Origin of the sequence: Micromonospora sp. RV43, from assembly GCF_001029515.1 — a bacterium.
Lineage (GTDB): Bacteria > Actinomycetota > Actinomycetes > Mycobacteriales > Micromonosporaceae > Micromonospora > Micromonospora aurantiaca.
In genome coordinates, this window is record NZ_LEKG01000193.1 from 1 (window position 1) to 14,483 (window position 14,483).

General features: G+C 72.5%; 10 protein-coding genes, 2 pseudogenes and 1 riboswitch. Of the genes and pseudogenes, 9 read left to right on the plus strand and 3 right to left on the minus strand.

Features of this window, described 5'->3' with window-relative positions:
• Positions 1-403: 403 nt before the first annotated feature.
• Positions 404-961: a GNAT family N-acetyltransferase gene (locus ABD52_RS31880; protein WP_047894186.1), complete on the minus strand. Its 558-nt coding sequence runs from the start codon at positions 959-961 to the stop codon at positions 404-406.
• A gap of 256 nt (positions 962-1,217) precedes the next feature.
• Here ABD52_RS31880 and ABD52_RS31885 point away from each other — a divergent pair, with 256 nt between their 5' ends.
• From ABD52_RS31885 to ABD52_RS31915, 8 genes are all read left to right on the plus strand, one after another.
• Complete coding sequence (locus ABD52_RS31885; RefSeq protein WP_047894191.1) at positions 1,218-1,928, plus strand: siderophore-interacting protein; 711 nt, start codon at positions 1,218-1,220, stop codon at positions 1,926-1,928.
• Positions 1,928-3,079 carry an MFS transporter gene (locus ABD52_RS31890; RefSeq protein WP_082171431.1) on the plus strand — a complete coding sequence of 384 codons (1,152 nt, stop codon included), beginning with the start codon at positions 1,928-1,930 and terminating at the stop codon, positions 3,077-3,079. Before ABD52_RS31885 ends, ABD52_RS31890 begins: the two co-directional genes overlap by 1 nt.
• A 124-nt stretch (positions 3,080-3,203) precedes the next feature.
• On the plus strand, positions 3,204-3,353 hold the full coding sequence (locus tag ABD52_RS39925) for a hypothetical protein (protein ID WP_013476158.1): 150 nt from the start codon (positions 3,204-3,206) through the stop codon (positions 3,351-3,353).
• 38 nt (positions 3,354-3,391) lie between these two features.
• Positions 3,392-4,927, plus strand: coding sequence for an MFS transporter (locus tag ABD52_RS31895; RefSeq protein ID WP_047894192.1), 1,536 nt, complete (start codon positions 3,392-3,394; stop codon positions 4,925-4,927).
• A 35-nt stretch (positions 4,928-4,962) separates the two neighbouring features.
• Positions 4,963-6,138 carry an acetyl-CoA carboxylase biotin carboxylase subunit family protein gene (locus tag ABD52_RS31900; protein ID WP_047894187.1) on the plus strand — a complete coding sequence of 392 codons (1,176 nt, stop codon included), beginning with the start codon at positions 4,963-4,965 and terminating at the stop codon, positions 6,136-6,138.
• Positions 6,135-7,757, plus strand: a complete 1,623-nt coding sequence (locus tag ABD52_RS31905; RefSeq protein ID WP_047894188.1) for an IucA/IucC family protein — start codon at positions 6,135-6,137, stop codon at positions 7,755-7,757. The genes ABD52_RS31900 and ABD52_RS31905 overlap by 4 nt, the downstream gene beginning before the upstream one ends.
• Positions 7,754-9,346, plus strand: coding sequence for an IucA/IucC family siderophore biosynthesis protein (locus tag ABD52_RS31910; protein ID WP_047894189.1), 1,593 nt, complete (start codon positions 7,754-7,756; stop codon positions 9,344-9,346). The genes ABD52_RS31905 and ABD52_RS31910 overlap by 4 nt, the downstream gene beginning before the upstream one ends.
• The gene (locus ABD52_RS31915; RefSeq protein ID WP_013476163.1) at positions 9,343-10,515 is read left to right on the plus strand and encodes an alanine racemase; all 1,173 of its coding nucleotides are present in this window, start codon (positions 9,343-9,345) and stop codon (positions 10,513-10,515) included. The genes ABD52_RS31910 and ABD52_RS31915 overlap by 4 nt, the downstream gene beginning before the upstream one ends.
• Positions 10,516-10,609: 94 nt before the next feature.
• Here ABD52_RS31915 and ABD52_RS41490 read toward each other — a convergent pair whose 3' ends face one another.
• Both ABD52_RS41490 and ABD52_RS41775 read right to left on the minus strand, forming a co-directional pair.
• Positions 10,610-12,565, minus strand: coding sequence for a low temperature requirement protein A (locus ABD52_RS41490; protein WP_368665023.1), 1,956 nt, complete (start codon positions 12,563-12,565; stop codon positions 10,610-10,612).
• Positions 12,566-12,657: 92 nt separating this feature from the next.
• A pseudogene (locus tag ABD52_RS41775) lies at positions 12,658-13,065 on the minus strand (low temperature requirement protein A); the annotation flags it as partial.
• Positions 13,066-13,654: 589 nt separating this feature from the next.
• Positions 13,655-13,874, plus strand: a riboswitch (cobalamin riboswitch).
• 116 nt (positions 13,875-13,990) lie between these two features.
• Here ABD52_RS41775 and ABD52_RS31925 point away from each other — a divergent pair.
• Positions 13,991-14,483, plus strand: a pseudogene (locus ABD52_RS31925) (5-methyltetrahydropteroyltriglutamate--homocysteine S-methyltransferase); the annotation flags it as partial.

A 14,483-nucleotide genomic window follows, 5' to 3' on the forward strand; every position in this document is an offset into this window, starting at 1 on the left:
TGATCGCCCTCCTGGCCGACGCAGTCGGGTCCGTCACAGTGGCGCACCCGACGCGGGTCGCCGTCGACGGGCCGCCCGCAGCCGGAAAGACCACGCTCGCCGACGAGCTGGCCGCCGTCCTGCGCGCGAGGTCACCCCGTACTTCGAGGGAGCATTGCCGCGTTCGCCACGTAGACGCACCTGCCGACCTCGCCCGTCAGCGTGGCGTGCGGTCTGTTCACCGACAACGGTCGGCGGGTGATCGCGGCCCAGGCACGGTTCTGCCGGACGTGGCGGACTCCGGGCGTCCGCGGCGGCCTCCGACGGTGCCGTGCGCTGAGCGCTTTCGGTCGCTCGACGCGACAAGGCGCCCTCGACAAGTGCGCCTGCGGGTGCGACCGTGAGTCTGGCCGGGGCGCCTGGATCAGGCCTGCTGGTGGTTCGCTTCGAACCGCTCGCGGGTCAGGAACGCCAGTTGTGCCCGCTTGTCCGGCATGTCGATCTCGGAGGCGAATGTGAAGCCCTCGGTTCGTAGGCGTCGCAGCGCTGCCTCGTTGCGCACGTCCGGCTCGACCACGATGCGCTGCGCGGCGGGATCTCGTAGGAGGAAGCGGGCCAGGGTCGGGCCGACGGCGGTGGTGAGGCCGCGGGCGTAGCGCCGGGGCGGGTTGAGGAGCAGGTGCATCCCGACGTCGCCGGGCTGGACTGGGTAGCGTTCACCGACCGGGTCCGCCTCGGGCTGGTAGGTCTGGAACAGCCCGACCGGTTCGCCGTCGAGCAGGATTAGGTACGCGTGATGGGTGTCCAGCCCGTCGAGGAATGTGTAGATCTCGCGTACGTCGTCGAGGCTGTGTCCACCCATTCCCCAGAACGCGTTGCGGGGCAGGGTGACCCAGCCGTGCAGCAGTTCGGCGTGCTGGTCGGGGCGCACCGGCTCCAGCGTCAGGTCGCCGAGGTCGGGAATCTGTTCCTGGTAGATCACGATCGTGTCCTCCTTCGGGTGTTCCGGCGAGGGTGGGGTAGCGGTTCGTGGGCAGCGGGATCAGGTCGCCGACGGCCCAGTTGGCCCAGGCCTGCTGTGCGTCAGCAGGCGCCGGAGACGCCCTGGACGCTGCGGGTATTCAGCCCTCGCAGTCGTTTCGGCGAGGATCACCCGCCAGCCCGGGAGTGCCGGTTCCCTCAATTGGTCAACTTAGGTTATCCTCACCTAACTAAGGTGACCTTACATGGAGGGGCTCGTGAAACGGAACTGGGAGGGCCTGGTGCTCAAGGCCATGGGGGGCCGGGACTTTCGGCTCACCGTGCTGGGCACCGAGTCGGTCGATGGGCACTACCAGCGCCTGCTCCTTGATGACGGCGGGCTGCTGGCGGCCTGCGGCACGCACCCGACGATGTGGATCCGGCTCTGGTTCGACAACGACGGACGGGCCCACCAACGGGCCTACACACTCGTCGATCCTGACCCGGCCACCGGGCGGTTCACACTCGAGTTCGCCGTGCATGAGGGCTGCGCCGCCCGCTGGGCGACCACCGCGCGGGTGGGCGACACCATCGACGCGACCGTGCAGGGCAGTGCGTTCGCGCTGCCCGACCCGGTGCCCGAACACCTTTACCTGGTCGGCGACGCGGCCTCGCTGCCGGCGGTCAACAGCCTCCTCGACGCCGGCGCGGACATCCCGGCGACGGTCTGGCTCGAGTACGCCCACGAGGGCGAGAAGGCGCTGGCCCTGCGCGCCCGCGCCCACCACGACGTGACGTGGGTGCGCCGCCGCGACGACGGCCGGCACCTGGTCGACACCGTCTGCACCGCGCTGCCCGCCGTAGGGACCGCGCACTACTGGGTGGCCTGTGAGGCGGCCAGCACTCGCGGCATCACCCGGCACCTGCGGCGCACGCTCGGTGTCGGCAAGCACCAGCTCACTGCGCTCGCGTACTGGCGTGCCGTCTGATGGGCCGCCTCGGGACGCTCACCGCGCTCTACGTCACGCAGTATCTCGGCATCGGCTTCATCACGGTGGGGCTGACCGCGATCCTGCGCGACGGCGGCACCTCGCTGGACACGTTGGCGCTGCTACAGGTGGTCGGCCTGATCTGGCCTGTCAAGTTCCTCTGGGCGCCGCTCCTCGACCGCTACGGCTCCCGGCGCCGCGGCCACTACCGCTCCTGGCTGCTGGTGCTCCAGGCCGCGTTGGTGCTGACTCTGCTGGCGCTGCTGCCCTTCTCCCGGCTCGCGGACCAGCTGGGTCCGGTCATCGCCGTCTGCGCCGTGTTCGTGTTCTTCTCCGCGACCCAGGACATCGCCGTCGACGCGGTCGCGGTGCGGCTGCTGGCCGCGTCGGAGCGGGGCACCGGCAACGGCATCCAGGTGGCGGCCAGCTATCTGGGTAACCTGCTTGGCGGCGGCGTCTGCGTGCTGGTGTACGACCGCTTCGGCTGGGCTGCGGCGGTCGGCCTGCTGGCCGCGCTGACCGCGATCGGGCTGCTTGTGGTGTGGCGGTTCCGGGAACCGGAGCGCACCGATCGGATCGTGCGCATCGGCGGGGCCTACCGGGCGCTGGTGTCGGTGTTCGGGCAGCCCGGCTGCCGGTGGTGGACCTTCGGCGTGGTGCCGCTGGTCTACGTGGGCGCCGGCATGGCGTACGCGCTGGTGACGCCAGCACTGGTGGACGCCGGCTGGTCGCTGGGCCGGATCGGCGTGGTCACCGGCGTGGTGACCAGCGTGCCGGCGATCGCGGCCGGCCTGATCGCCGGTCTCGGGATCGGCCGCTTCGGGCGTGCCGGCGTGCTGGTGGCCGGCGGGGTCACTCTGGCTCTATCCACAGTGGCGTTGCTGCCGCTGATGAACGGCCGCGCGCCGCTAGGCGGCACGGTCGCCGCGCTCTGCTTCTTCCTGGCCGCGTACACGTGCTCTACACGGTCAACATGGACTACTCCCGGCCAGGCAGCGGCGGCACCGACTTCACCGTGCTGTCGTCGTTCGGGCTGGTCTGCTCGTTCGTGGCCGCCTCGCTGGGGCTCACCGCCGCCGACCGGTTCGGCTACCCGGCCGTTGCGCTGGCGTCGCTGGTGCTTGTCGCCGCCGGGGTGGCGGTGGGCGTGACGCACCAGCGCCGGTTCCCGCCGTCCGGGCCGACGATCCGGGCGGCTCACCCCCAGACAGACTTGCTCGTCAGGTGAGGCTGCAGTCGCCGCGCATCCTGTCCGTACTACCGCTGGGAAGCCGCATGAGTTCGCTCGGGAGCCCGACCGGCACCGCGCTCGCCGGTGCCGGCCGCGCCGCTGCCAACGACGCCGCGTCTGCGGCGCTGCGGGCCGCCGGCACCTCGGCCGAACCGCTCAGCCGTCTCGGATCGTCGCTGGTGCCGACACCGTGACGCTCGACTCCACGAGCGTCGGCCCGGCACCCGGCGCTCTGCCGACCGCGAGCGCGGACGGGGCCGCCGCGCCGCCGGCCGCCGTGCCGCACCGCTGGCTGATCCTGGCGGTGCTCTGCCTGGCCCAGCTCGTGGTGGTGCTGGACAATACGGTGCTGACAGTGGCCGTGCCGGTGCTCACGGTCGAGCTGGACGCGGGCACGGCCGACGTCCAGTGGATGATCAACGCGTACGCGCTGATGCTGTCCGGGCTGCTGCTGAGCGCCGGCAGCGCCGTCGACCGGTACGGGCGGCGACGGATGCTGCTGGTCGGGCTGGCGCTGTTCGGTCTCGGCTCCACGGCGGCCGGGCTCGCCCGCACTGCCGAGCAGTTGATCGCCGCCCGCGCCGGCATGGGAGTGGGCGGTGCGCTGCTCGCCACCGCCACCCTGGCCGTTGCCATGCAGGTCTTCGACGCCGCCGAGCGATCCCGGGCGATCGGCATCTGGGCGGCGACCAGCGCGCTGGGCTTCGCCGCCGGGCCACCAATCGGCGGACTCGTCCTGGCTCACCTGCCCTGGGGTGCGATCTTCCTGGTGAACGTCCCGATCGTGGTGGTCTGCCTGCTCGCCGGCCGGATACTGGTCCCGGAATCGCGGGACCCGACCGGTGGACGCCTCGACCTGGGCGGGGTGACGCTGTCCACCGCCGGCCTGACCGCGATCGTCTGGGCGATCATCTCCGGTCCCGAGCGTGGATGGGCGTCGGCGCCGGTGCTCGGCGTGGGCACAGCAGGAGTGTTCCTGCTGGCGCTGTTCGTCGGCTGGGAGCGGCGGTGCGCCCACCCCATGCTGGATATGCACTTCTTCCGGGACCGCCGCTTCGTCGGCGCGGTCTGCGGCGTCGTGCTGATCACGTTCGGCGCCACCGGGGCACTGTTCCTGCTCACCCAGCAGCTTCAGTTCGTCCGCGGCTACCCGGCCTGGGAGGCGGGGCTGCGGATGGCACCGTTCGCGTTGTCCATCGTGGCGCTCAACGTCGGCGGCGTGGCCGCGCTGACGATCCGCCGGCTCGGCCTGCCGACTGCCATCGCGGTCGGCATGACCCTGCTGGCCGCCGGACTTGCGCTGGTCACGCACGGTCCGTCCGAGGGCTACGCCACACTGCTGGCAGGGCTGCTGGTCATGGGTACGGGATGCGCCCTGGCGAACCCGGCCATCGTGGAGGCAGTGATGAGCGCGATCCCCACCCACAAAGCCGGTGCCGGAGCCGGTGTGGACGGCACCATGACCGAGGTCGGCAGCAGTCTGGGGGTGGCGGTGCTGGGCGCGGTGCTCAACGCCCGGTTCGGCGCGCTGCTGCCGGCTGCGCTGGCCGGCGCCGGCTCGTTCCCGGCCACGCTGGCCGCCGCCGGCCCGGACCGGGAGGCGGTGACAACCGCCTTCGCCGAGGCGTTGCGGACCGGTCAGACGGTGGGCGCGGTCGCTGTCCTGGTCGGTGGTCTGGTTGCCGCCGCACTGCTGTGGCGTGCCGATCGGTTGGCACGCCGAGGGCCGGCGTCCGTCAATCTCCACAAAGCCACACATTTAGGGTAGGCTGCCCTAAATGCCGGTTCGGTCTAGGAGGTTCGATGCACCTTTACCTGACCGCGCTGAACCCCACCGACGCCGTCCTGGAGGGCTTCCTCCCGGCAGCGAACGCGCTCGGCCTTCCGGCCACGGTGCTGACCGACCGGCCCGCCGAATGGCCAGCCGACGTGCCGGTGCGGCACTGCGCGGTCCGCGACCCGGCGGCGATCGTCGCGGCCACGACCGCCGAATCGCCCGCCGCGCTGCTGTCCAACAGCGACCACCTTCAGGAGGCGACCGCTGTCGCCGCCGGCAAGCTCGGCCTGCCGGGCAAGGACCCGGAGGCGGCTCGGCGCTGCAAGGACAAGGCCACCATGCGCCGCGCGCTCGCCGCAGCCGGACTGGACCCGGTCCGAGCGGTCACCGTCGACCCGGGTGCCACCCCTACGGTCCCGGCCGACCTCTTTCCCGCCGTACTCAAGCCCCGCGACGGCGTGGCCAGCGAGGACGCCTACCTCGTGACCGACCGGCGCGAGCTGGCCGCACAGGTCACCGCGATCCGGCGGCGGCGGCCCGAGGTGGCGCTCATCGTCGAGGAGTACCTGGCCGGCGAGCTGCGCACCTACGACACGCTGGGCGACAGCGGATCGCTGACGGTGCTCGGCGGCTGGCGCACCGGCCTCGGCCCACCACCGACCTTCACCGAGGTGAGCCTCGACTGGGCGCCTCCACCTCCCGCCCACGATGCCAGGCTCCGCGCGCTGCTCGACGCGCTCGGCGTCGGCTTCGGCGCCTGCCACACCGAGTACGTCGTGCGGCCGTACGGAATCCGGCTGATCGAGGTGAACGACCGGCTCATCGGTGACCGGATGGACCTGATCCTCACCGGCCTGCTCGGCGTGCCCCTGTTCGCCCACGTCATCCGGCTGCACCTCGGCGAGCCACTGGCCGCGCTGGACCTGCCCGACCCGGCCGCCCTGAACAGGTACGCCCGGGTCGAGTACGTCTGCGCCGACCAGTCCGGCCGGCTCACGGCGGCGCCCAGGCCCGTGGACACCGTCCACAACGGAGTGCGGCTGTCGTGCCGTCCGATGCGGGAGGTGGGCCGGGTCGCCGAGCGCACCGGCACCAACCGCGACTACCTCGCCGCGCTGCACGGCATCGGACCCGACCCCGACACCGTCCGGGCCGCGCTCACCGCGTTCCGGGACGACCTGAGCTGGACGATCACCGGATGACCGACCACAGCGAGCAGCAGGTCTTCGTCCGGGTGCTCGACGCGCTGCTGCGCGAGGACCACATCGGCCTGCTCCGGCGCGGCCGGCTCACCGTGACCGGCCGGTGGGAGGTACCGCACGCCGGCGGCTTGCTGCGCATCCCGGTCCGCGCCGACGGTTTCCAGGCGACGCTGCGCTGCGCGACCGCCATGCTTGACGTCCGCGACGCCGAGGGCCGCGAACGCCGGGTGGACACCCTCGACGCTCTGCTCGCGGTACTCGCCCCGGTCGACGACCCGGAGGCCGAGGCCGGCTGGCAGACGTTCATCGCCGAGTGCCACGCCGACCTGCGGGCCCGTCGGCTCGCCACCCGGTCCCGGCCGGCGGTGTCCACCGCCGTGGCCGCCGAACGGGTGACCACGCCGGCCGGCATGCCGGCGGCACTGCTCGACGACGTGCTCGCCGCGCACGCCGGTCATCCGGTCTACCCGACCGACCGCTGCCGGCACGGTCTCGGCGACGACGACCTGACCCAGTACGCCCCGGAGCACGCACCCCGCTTCGCGCTGCGCTGGCACGTCGCCCCCCGGACGGCGGTACGGCTCACCGGTCCGCTGCCGGCGTGGTGGCCGGCCGCGGACCGGGCCGGCGACGTGCTGCTGCCGGTGCACCCGCTCACCGCGGCGCGGCACGCGCTGCCGGTGACCGACCGGCCGGTGGTGACAGTGCGGCCCACACTCTCCATGCGCACGGTGGCGCTCGCAGACGACCCGTACACGCACCTGAAGCTACCGCTGCCCACCGCCACACTGGGCGCGCGCAACCGGCGCGGCCTGCGGCCGGCCACGCTGGCCGACGGCGCGGCGGTGGCCGGGCTGCTCGACCGGACCGCTGCGGCCGAACCCGCTTTCGCGGGCCGGATCCGGCATGCCGACGAGCGCACCTTCGGTCACGTCGGCGACGACGACCGGCGGGCTTTCCTGCTCCGCCGGTTCCCCCGGGACCTGGCCAGCACCCGGGTGGTGCCGGTGGCGGCCCTCGCCGCGCCGGACCCGGAGTCCGGCACGGTGCTGGAGCGCATCGGCGGCGGCCGTCCACAGGCCGTGCTCGACGCCTACCTGGACCTGCTGCTCGACTGGCACGTCTGCCTGTGGCTCCGGTACGGCGTGGCGCTGGAGGCCCACCCGCAGAACATTCACCTGCTCCTCGCGCCGGACGGGACGATCGGCCTGCTCTACAAGGACGACGACGGTGCCCGCCTCGACCCGCGCCACCGCGGCGCGGTGACACTGCGGGACGCACGGATGTGGGTCACTGACCCCGGCGAACTGGCCGACGTGTTCGTCACCATCACCCTTCACCTGGCCGCCGCTGCGCCGCTGCTGGCGCTGGCCGCCCGCGGGGTCCCGGTGCCGACGCCGGCCGCCGCGCTGACCCCGCGACTCATTGCGGCCCGGGACCGGTGGGGCGATGGCCTGGCGGCGCGGGAGTTCACCGAACGGGTGCTGCGCGCCGAACGGCTTCCGGTCAAGGCGATGGTCACCGCCGGCACCCTGCTACCGAAGCAGCGGCTCGGATGCGCCGACGTGAACAAGTTCTACCGGCACACCGGTCCGAACTATCTGCGGGAGACGCGATGACCAGCACCGGACTGCGCCCCCGGGCAGCCTGGCACACCCACCCTGCGGACCTGGCCGCCGCTCACGCCGTGTTCGGCTGCCTGGCCCGCGAGGTCGCCACCCCCGCCGACGTCACCATCACCGGCGACGTGGTGCAGGTCTGGCTGCCGTCCACCGGGGTGACACTACGCTGCACGGCGGCCCGGCTGTCCCCGGTCGGCACGCATCGCTACACCGGTCCGGTGCGCCACCGGCCCGACGGCGGCCCGTGGCGCGACCTGGACGCCGAAGGGCTGGCCAGTCTGGTCGCCGCGGAGCTGACCGCGCGCACCGGCCACGACAACCCCGAGTTCCTCGACCAGGTACGGGCCAGCCGGGACACGGTGGCCCACCTGCTGGCCGGGCGGCCGGCCGCCGACCTCAATCCCACGAGCGACCCGGCGATCGACGCCTACGTGGCGTCCGAGCAGTCGCTCGTCCTCGGCCACCCGCACCACCCCACCCCCAAGTGGCGCAGTGGCGACCCGGACGAATGGCAGGCGTACGCGCCGGAACTGCGCACCGAGTTCCGGCTGCACTGGCTGGCCGTGCCGGACGACCTAGTGGCTGAGGCCGGGCCGGTGGACCCGATGCTGGCCGCCCTGGAACCGCCGCGCCCACCGGCCGGGCACCGGGTGCTGCCGGTACACCCGTGGCAGGTGACGCTGGTGCCGCCGACGCATCCCCGGGTGCGCCGGCTCGGCCTGGCCGGGGCGCCGGTCCGCCCGACCGCGAGCGTCCGCACGCTCTACTCTCCCGACGCCGACCTGTTCGTCAAGACCAGCCTGCACGTGCGGATCACCAACTGCCTGCGCAAGAACGCCCGGTACGAGCTGACCGCCGCAGTCGCGCTGACCAGGCTGCTTGCCGGGATCCCGCTGTCCGACGGCGTGGCGATGCTCGCCGAACCCGCGTACCGGACCATCGACGCGGCCGGCGCGGACGAGGCGTACGGGACGATCCTGCGCACCGGCTTGCGCGCCCATCTGCGGCCCCAGCAGACCGCGGTGCTAGCGGCGGCGCTGGCCGCCGCGCCGCTATCCGCGGCAGACCCGGTGGCGTGGTGGCGGCGCTACGTCGGGCTGCTGGTGCCGGCCGTGCTGGATGCGTGGTTGCGGCACGGCGTGGTGCACGAGCCGCACCTCCAGAACGTCCTCGTGGTGCGCGACGCCGACGGCTGCCCGGTGCGAATGCTGCTGCGCGACCTGGAGGGGGTGAAGCTGGACATTAGCCGATGGACGAGCTGGCCACCGGGGTTGCCCCGGCAGGTCGGGTACGACGCCCTCCAGGCCCGCCAGCGCGTCGTCTACTGCCTGTTCGTCAACCACCTGGCCGGGATCAGCGGCGCTCTCGCCGACGCCCGGCCGGGCATCGAACCGGCCCTGTGGCGGGAGGTGCGGGACGTGGTCGCCGCGGTAGCCGCCGACCTGGGCGAGCCGCCCGAGCTGCGTGCCCTGCTGGCCGGTGAGCCGCTGGTGGCCAAGGCGAACCTGCTGGTGCGATGGCGGAGAGATGCGGACCGGGCAGCGCCGTTCGTGCCGGTGCCGAACCCTCTCGGCGGTCGCGCGTGACCCGGCCGGTCTATGTCCACGACCTCGACGCGCTGGCCGGGCACGCCCGGGCGATCCGCGCCGCCTTGCCGCCGGAGGTCGAGCTGCTGTACGCGGTGAAGGCGAACCCGGAGCCGGACGTGCTGCGCACGCTGGCACCGGTCGTCGACGGCTTCGAGACCGCCAGCCGGGGCGAGTTGCGACGCCTCGCCCAGGTGCTGCCCGAGCGGGCGGCTGCCGCGTACGCCGGTCCGGGCAAGACCGACGCGGATCTGGCCGCGGCACTCGCCGCCGGGGTGGCCCGGATCCACGTGGAGTCCCCGGCCGAGCTGCGCCGCCTTGGCGCGCTGGCGGTCTCCGCCGGGGTGCGGGCGCGGGTGCTGCTGCGGGTGAACCTGCCACTGGAGGCGCCCGGGGCGAGCCTGGTGATGGGCGGGCGTCCCAGCCCGTTCGGAATGGACCCGGCTGAGGCGGTGGCCTGCGCCCGCCGTCCACCGGCCGGGGTCGAGGTGCGAGGCGTGCACGTCCACCTGGCCAGCGGACTGGACGCGCCGCTCGCCGCCATGGTGGCGGAAGCCGTGGTCCGCTGGTCGGTCAGCGAGGTCGGGGCCCGGGAGGTAGACGTCGGCGGTGGCATGGCAGTCGACTACGTGGACCCGGCAGCCCGCTTCGACTGGGCCAGCTACGGGCGGGCACTGGCCGGCGTGTGCGACGCGTATCCGGGGGTGCGGCTTCGCGTCGAGCCGGGCCGGTCGGTCACCGCCTACTGCGGGGCGTACCTGACCGAGGTGATCGACGTGAAACGCTCCTACGGCGAGTGGTTCGCAGTGGTCGCGGGCGGCACCCACCACCTTCGTACACCGGCGGCCAAGGGCCATGCGCAGCCGTTCACCGTGCACCAGCGGTACAGCGGTGACGGGCCGTGCACCGACGGCGGGCCGGTCACTGTAGTCGGGCAACTGTGCACACCGAAGGACGTGCTGTCCCGCACGACGCACGCCGGGCCGGTGGGCGTCCGCGACGTGCTGGTGTTCGCCATGGCCGGCGCGTACGCCTGGAACATCAGCCACCGCGACTTCCTGCTCCACGAGCCGCCGGACTTCCGTACCGGCGACCCGCACCGCGTCGCCGCCGAGTGGGGCGGCCGGCCGATGACAGGTCAGGACTTGGCGCGGTCATTCCGCCAGTAGCTTATAGACGCCAACCCGGCCGGCGGCACCCGGCGATCCGCGGCTTGGTGGAAGATGCGCGGGCTACTGCGATCACGGGCAGCGAATTTCGCGCTCACGTGCCGCGGGCGGGGTGACTGCCGGGCCGCGGTCTGGTCGTGCGGGCGAGCAGGTGCACGGACGACAGACTTAGGATGAGCAGGATCAGCGCCTCCCGCACCGGCAGCAGGATGGTCAGCGGAGCAAGCGCGGCGACCAACAGGGTCAGGGCCCGGGGGCGGGTCACGGTACGGCGTGCGCGCCGCCACACGAGGTGGTCGGTCAGCAGGAAGACGATTAGGCCGCACACGAGAATGACTTGCCCGGCCGGCGTCGCCGGGCCGAGCTGTCCGGGTATGGCCAACGATGTGCGCAGGCCGAAGGCGACCAGGACGAGGCCGACGACCAGGAACAGGTGCAGGTACGTGTAGGCGTCCCGGGCCAGAGCTCCACGTTGCCGCGGCGTGGTCAGCTCGGTGAACCGTTCACCGATGACGACGTCGGTGCCGACGTAGGTCCACCAGAGGGCGGACAGCAGGAGAGCGCCGAGTGCTACGCAGAGGAGCGCGGGTCCGGAGGCGGGCAGGCCGGCGACGGCCATTCCGGTGGAGATCACCGCTTGGCCGAGCGCGATGAGGATGATCAGGTTGTAGCGGCCCATCCACCGGCTCACCTGACCGAGCTGCCAGTTGCGGGCTCCGGTGAGATAGCCGCTGCTCAGGTCGACGGCGATGCCGGCCACCCAGAGCGCTGTGCTCAGGGGTGTCGCCGGGCCGGTGGCCCCGCCGGCGAGCACGGCGCCCACCAGCAGTACGGCGGCGACACACGTCGGCGCGGCGGCTCGTATCACGGCCGTGGGCAGCGCGGTGTCTCGCCGGAGCGGGATCCAGAGCGCGGCGAGTTGCAGGACGCGCACCGCCACGTACGTGAGGACGACGATCGCGGGACCGGGCAACCCTCCGGGCACGTGACTGAACGCCTGTGGCGTGGCGATCCCGAGCATCAGGGTCAGGGTCACCTCAGTGAGCACGATCAACCGCCGGACGTTCGCCGACCCGCGCACCACAGTCGTGTACCAGGTGTGGTTGATCCAGGACCACCAGAGCAGGGCGAGGACGGCCAGCCCGTGGAACACGCCGGTCGCCCCCGGGTGCCGGGTCATGAGGACAGTGACCTGGATGAACGCGTACACGAACACGAGGTCCAGGAACAGGTCTTCCGGGGTGGCCTCGACCTCGCGCCCGGCCGCCACGGCGACCACCCGGTGCAGGCCGCGGTGACGCTTCCGGAGCACCGTCACATGCGCGAGCACCACGCAGACCAGGGCCCCGGCGAGGATCCCGAGCGATGCCACGGCCTCCACCGTGCGGGCCACCGGCGCCAGCAGCGCGACCAGGACGATGCCGAGTAGCGGACCCCGGCCGATTCGCCGGACCATGCGCCACTCGAACGCCACCAACCCGAGCAGGTACAGGACGACCCCGCCGTAGAGACTGAACAGAGCCGGGGCGTCCCACTTCTTTGCGGTGTCGATCTCGGTGGCGCCCAGCGCGTGCTTGAGCCCGAACGCCACCAGGATGAGCCCGGCGATCATCGGCAGGTGCAAAAGGGTGTACGCGTCGCGGGCCAGCCGGGACCGGGCGTGGTGGGGGACGGACTCCAGCGTCTGTTCCGCGTCGAGCGCCGCGATGTCGAAGTACGCCCACCAGAGGAACGCCACGACGAGGAGCGCGAGCCCGGAGCCGGCGAGCACGGACCAGGTGATCGCGGGTGTGCCGGCGAACCCCCGGCTCGTGCCGATCGAGATGATCGTCTCGCCCAAGGCGATCAGCATGATCAGGTTGTGCCGCTCTGCCCAGTGCCGCACCGACCTGAGCTGCCAACTGCCGGTGCCTGGAGCGCGCAGCCCGACGTAGTCGACGGCGGTCGCCAACGCGAAGAGCAGGATCTGCAGCAGCCCGGCGCTGCGTCCGGGTGCGAGGTGGCTGGGCAGCAGCGCCCCGCACAGCAGCAGGACGGCGCTGGCGGCCAGGGGTAGCCAGGCCTGCGGGCGGGTGCGATCGACTGCTGCGTCGAGCGTCGCCGGCTCCGCATGATGATCAACAGCGACACGGCTCGGATGCTCAGAAAGCCGACGACGAAGACGAGAGGTGCGGAGAGCCCGGCGTGCCGGTCGACGAACACATCCGGAATCGCGACGGCGACCAGCAGGAGCGCGGTCGCAACCATGAACATGACGATTGGCAGGATCCCGCGGTCGAGCCGGACCAGGTTTCCGACCCAGGCGTACCCGGCCCAACTGCGCCACAGCAGCAGGAGCACGAGCCCGCCTTGGACCAGCGCGTCGAAGGCCGACCGCGCGGCCATGAGGCCGGCGACGTTCATGAAGGCGAAGACAAACACGAGATCGAGGAAGAGTTCGGCTCGCGTCACCCCGCCGTGCGTCGCGACCAGGGTTCGCCGGACGCCCAGCCCGGCTCCGGCCACCTCATCCTTTCCGCTGGTCACCCGACCACTGTTGCAACCTCTCATGCCGCCGACAGGTGAATCCGCGACCGTGCGACGACCTCGGCGTGGAACGAGCCCGGCCGGTCCGCGATCGCCGATGCCGACATCGCCCACGCCACGTGCGGCGGGGGCGATGACTCACGGCGCCGCCGACGCCTGGCCGCACTCCCCCCGGGGCAGAGGCAGGTGCCCTCGTGGTGATTCATCCCGTACGGCCAGCCGGTACGGCCTCGTCTGCCCCCGCGCTCGCGCGGTGGCCCAGTACGACAAGCGCTACGGCGAAGGCAGGTGCCCGTCCGGCTGGCCGACCTGCCGGACCAGCGGCCGGGCAGGTGCAGAGCCCTCGGTCCGTGCGTTCCGCGCCGCGCCGGTAGGGGCCAGGGCCAGCCGTCGGCGCCGGAGAGAGGCGACTACCTCGTCGGCGGCACCGACCATTCCACCCGGGGCGGTTCAGACCGGGTTCGGCGGCGCGCATCCGCCGACCACGACTACCGCGACCCGGCCCATCTTCTAGCCCCTCGTCACCCTCTCGTCGCACGCAAGCACTCCGCTGCCGCGACGGCTTGCTGTCCCGCAGGGCGGACACACCGACCACGTCGGCCCGCCGCCCCATACGATGGACAACGGCGCTGGTGCGCCCCCCGCCGCGCGAGTGGGGCGCCGTAAGAGGGAACCCGGTGCGAATCCGGGACTGCCCCGCAGCGGTGAGTGGGAACGACAGCCGTCAACGAAGCACTGGACCGCGAGGTCTGGGAAGCGACGGCCAGTAGGTGACCGGGTGGATCCGGTCGTGCCCGCGAGTCCGAAGACCTGCCCGCACTGCGCGTACCGCCGGTGCGCGCCGTCGGCGGCCTCTCGGGAGGGCCAGGGCGGAAAGCCGGTACGCGACAGCCGTACCCCGCCTTCCCCTTCCCCCGTGGCCGCCAGGCACCTCGAGGGAAGGACCACAGTGACAACCTCATTCGGGCAGAGCACAGTGCTCGGCTACCCCCACATCGGCGCGCACCGCGAGTTGAAGAAGGCGGTCGAGGCCTACTGGGCGGGCCGGATCGACGCCGAGAAGTTGGCGGCGACCGCTGCCGCACTACGGGAGGAGGTCTGGCGGACGCTGCGCGACGCGCGCCTGGATGCGATCCCGTCGAACACGTTCTCCTACTACGACCACGTGCTCGACACGGCCGTCGCTGTCGGCGCGATCCCGCACCGGTTCGCCCGCCTCGGCCTCGGCGATCTCGACACCTACTTCGCGATGGCCCGGGGCGTCGATGCCGAGCCGGCGCTCGAACTGACGAAGTGGTTCGACACCAACTACCACTATCTGGTCCCCGAGATCGGCTCCGACACCACCTTCGCGGCGAATCCCGACAAGGCGCTGCGCGAGTACCGTGAGGTCCGCGATCTGGGAATCGACAGCCATCACCGGATCGGGGCGCATCGAGGGT

Coding starts and splice junctions, on each gene's coding strand:
- ABD52_RS31890 (WP_082171431.1), top strand. CDS start 1,928: ATGGGCCGCCTCGGGACGCTCACCGCGCTCTACGTCACGCAGTATCTC.
- ABD52_RS39925 (WP_013476158.1), top strand. CDS start 3,204: ATGAGTTCGCTCGGGAGCCCGACCGGCACCGCGCTCGCCGGTGCCGGC.
- ABD52_RS31900 (WP_047894187.1), top strand. CDS start 4,963: ATGCACCTTTACCTGACCGCGCTGAACCCCACCGACGCCGTCCTGGAG.
- ABD52_RS31905 (WP_047894188.1), top strand. CDS start 6,135: ATGACCGACCACAGCGAGCAGCAGGTCTTCGTCCGGGTGCTCGACGCG.
- ABD52_RS31910 (WP_047894189.1), top strand. CDS start 7,754: ATGACCAGCACCGGACTGCGCCCCCGGGCAGCCTGGCACACCCACCCT.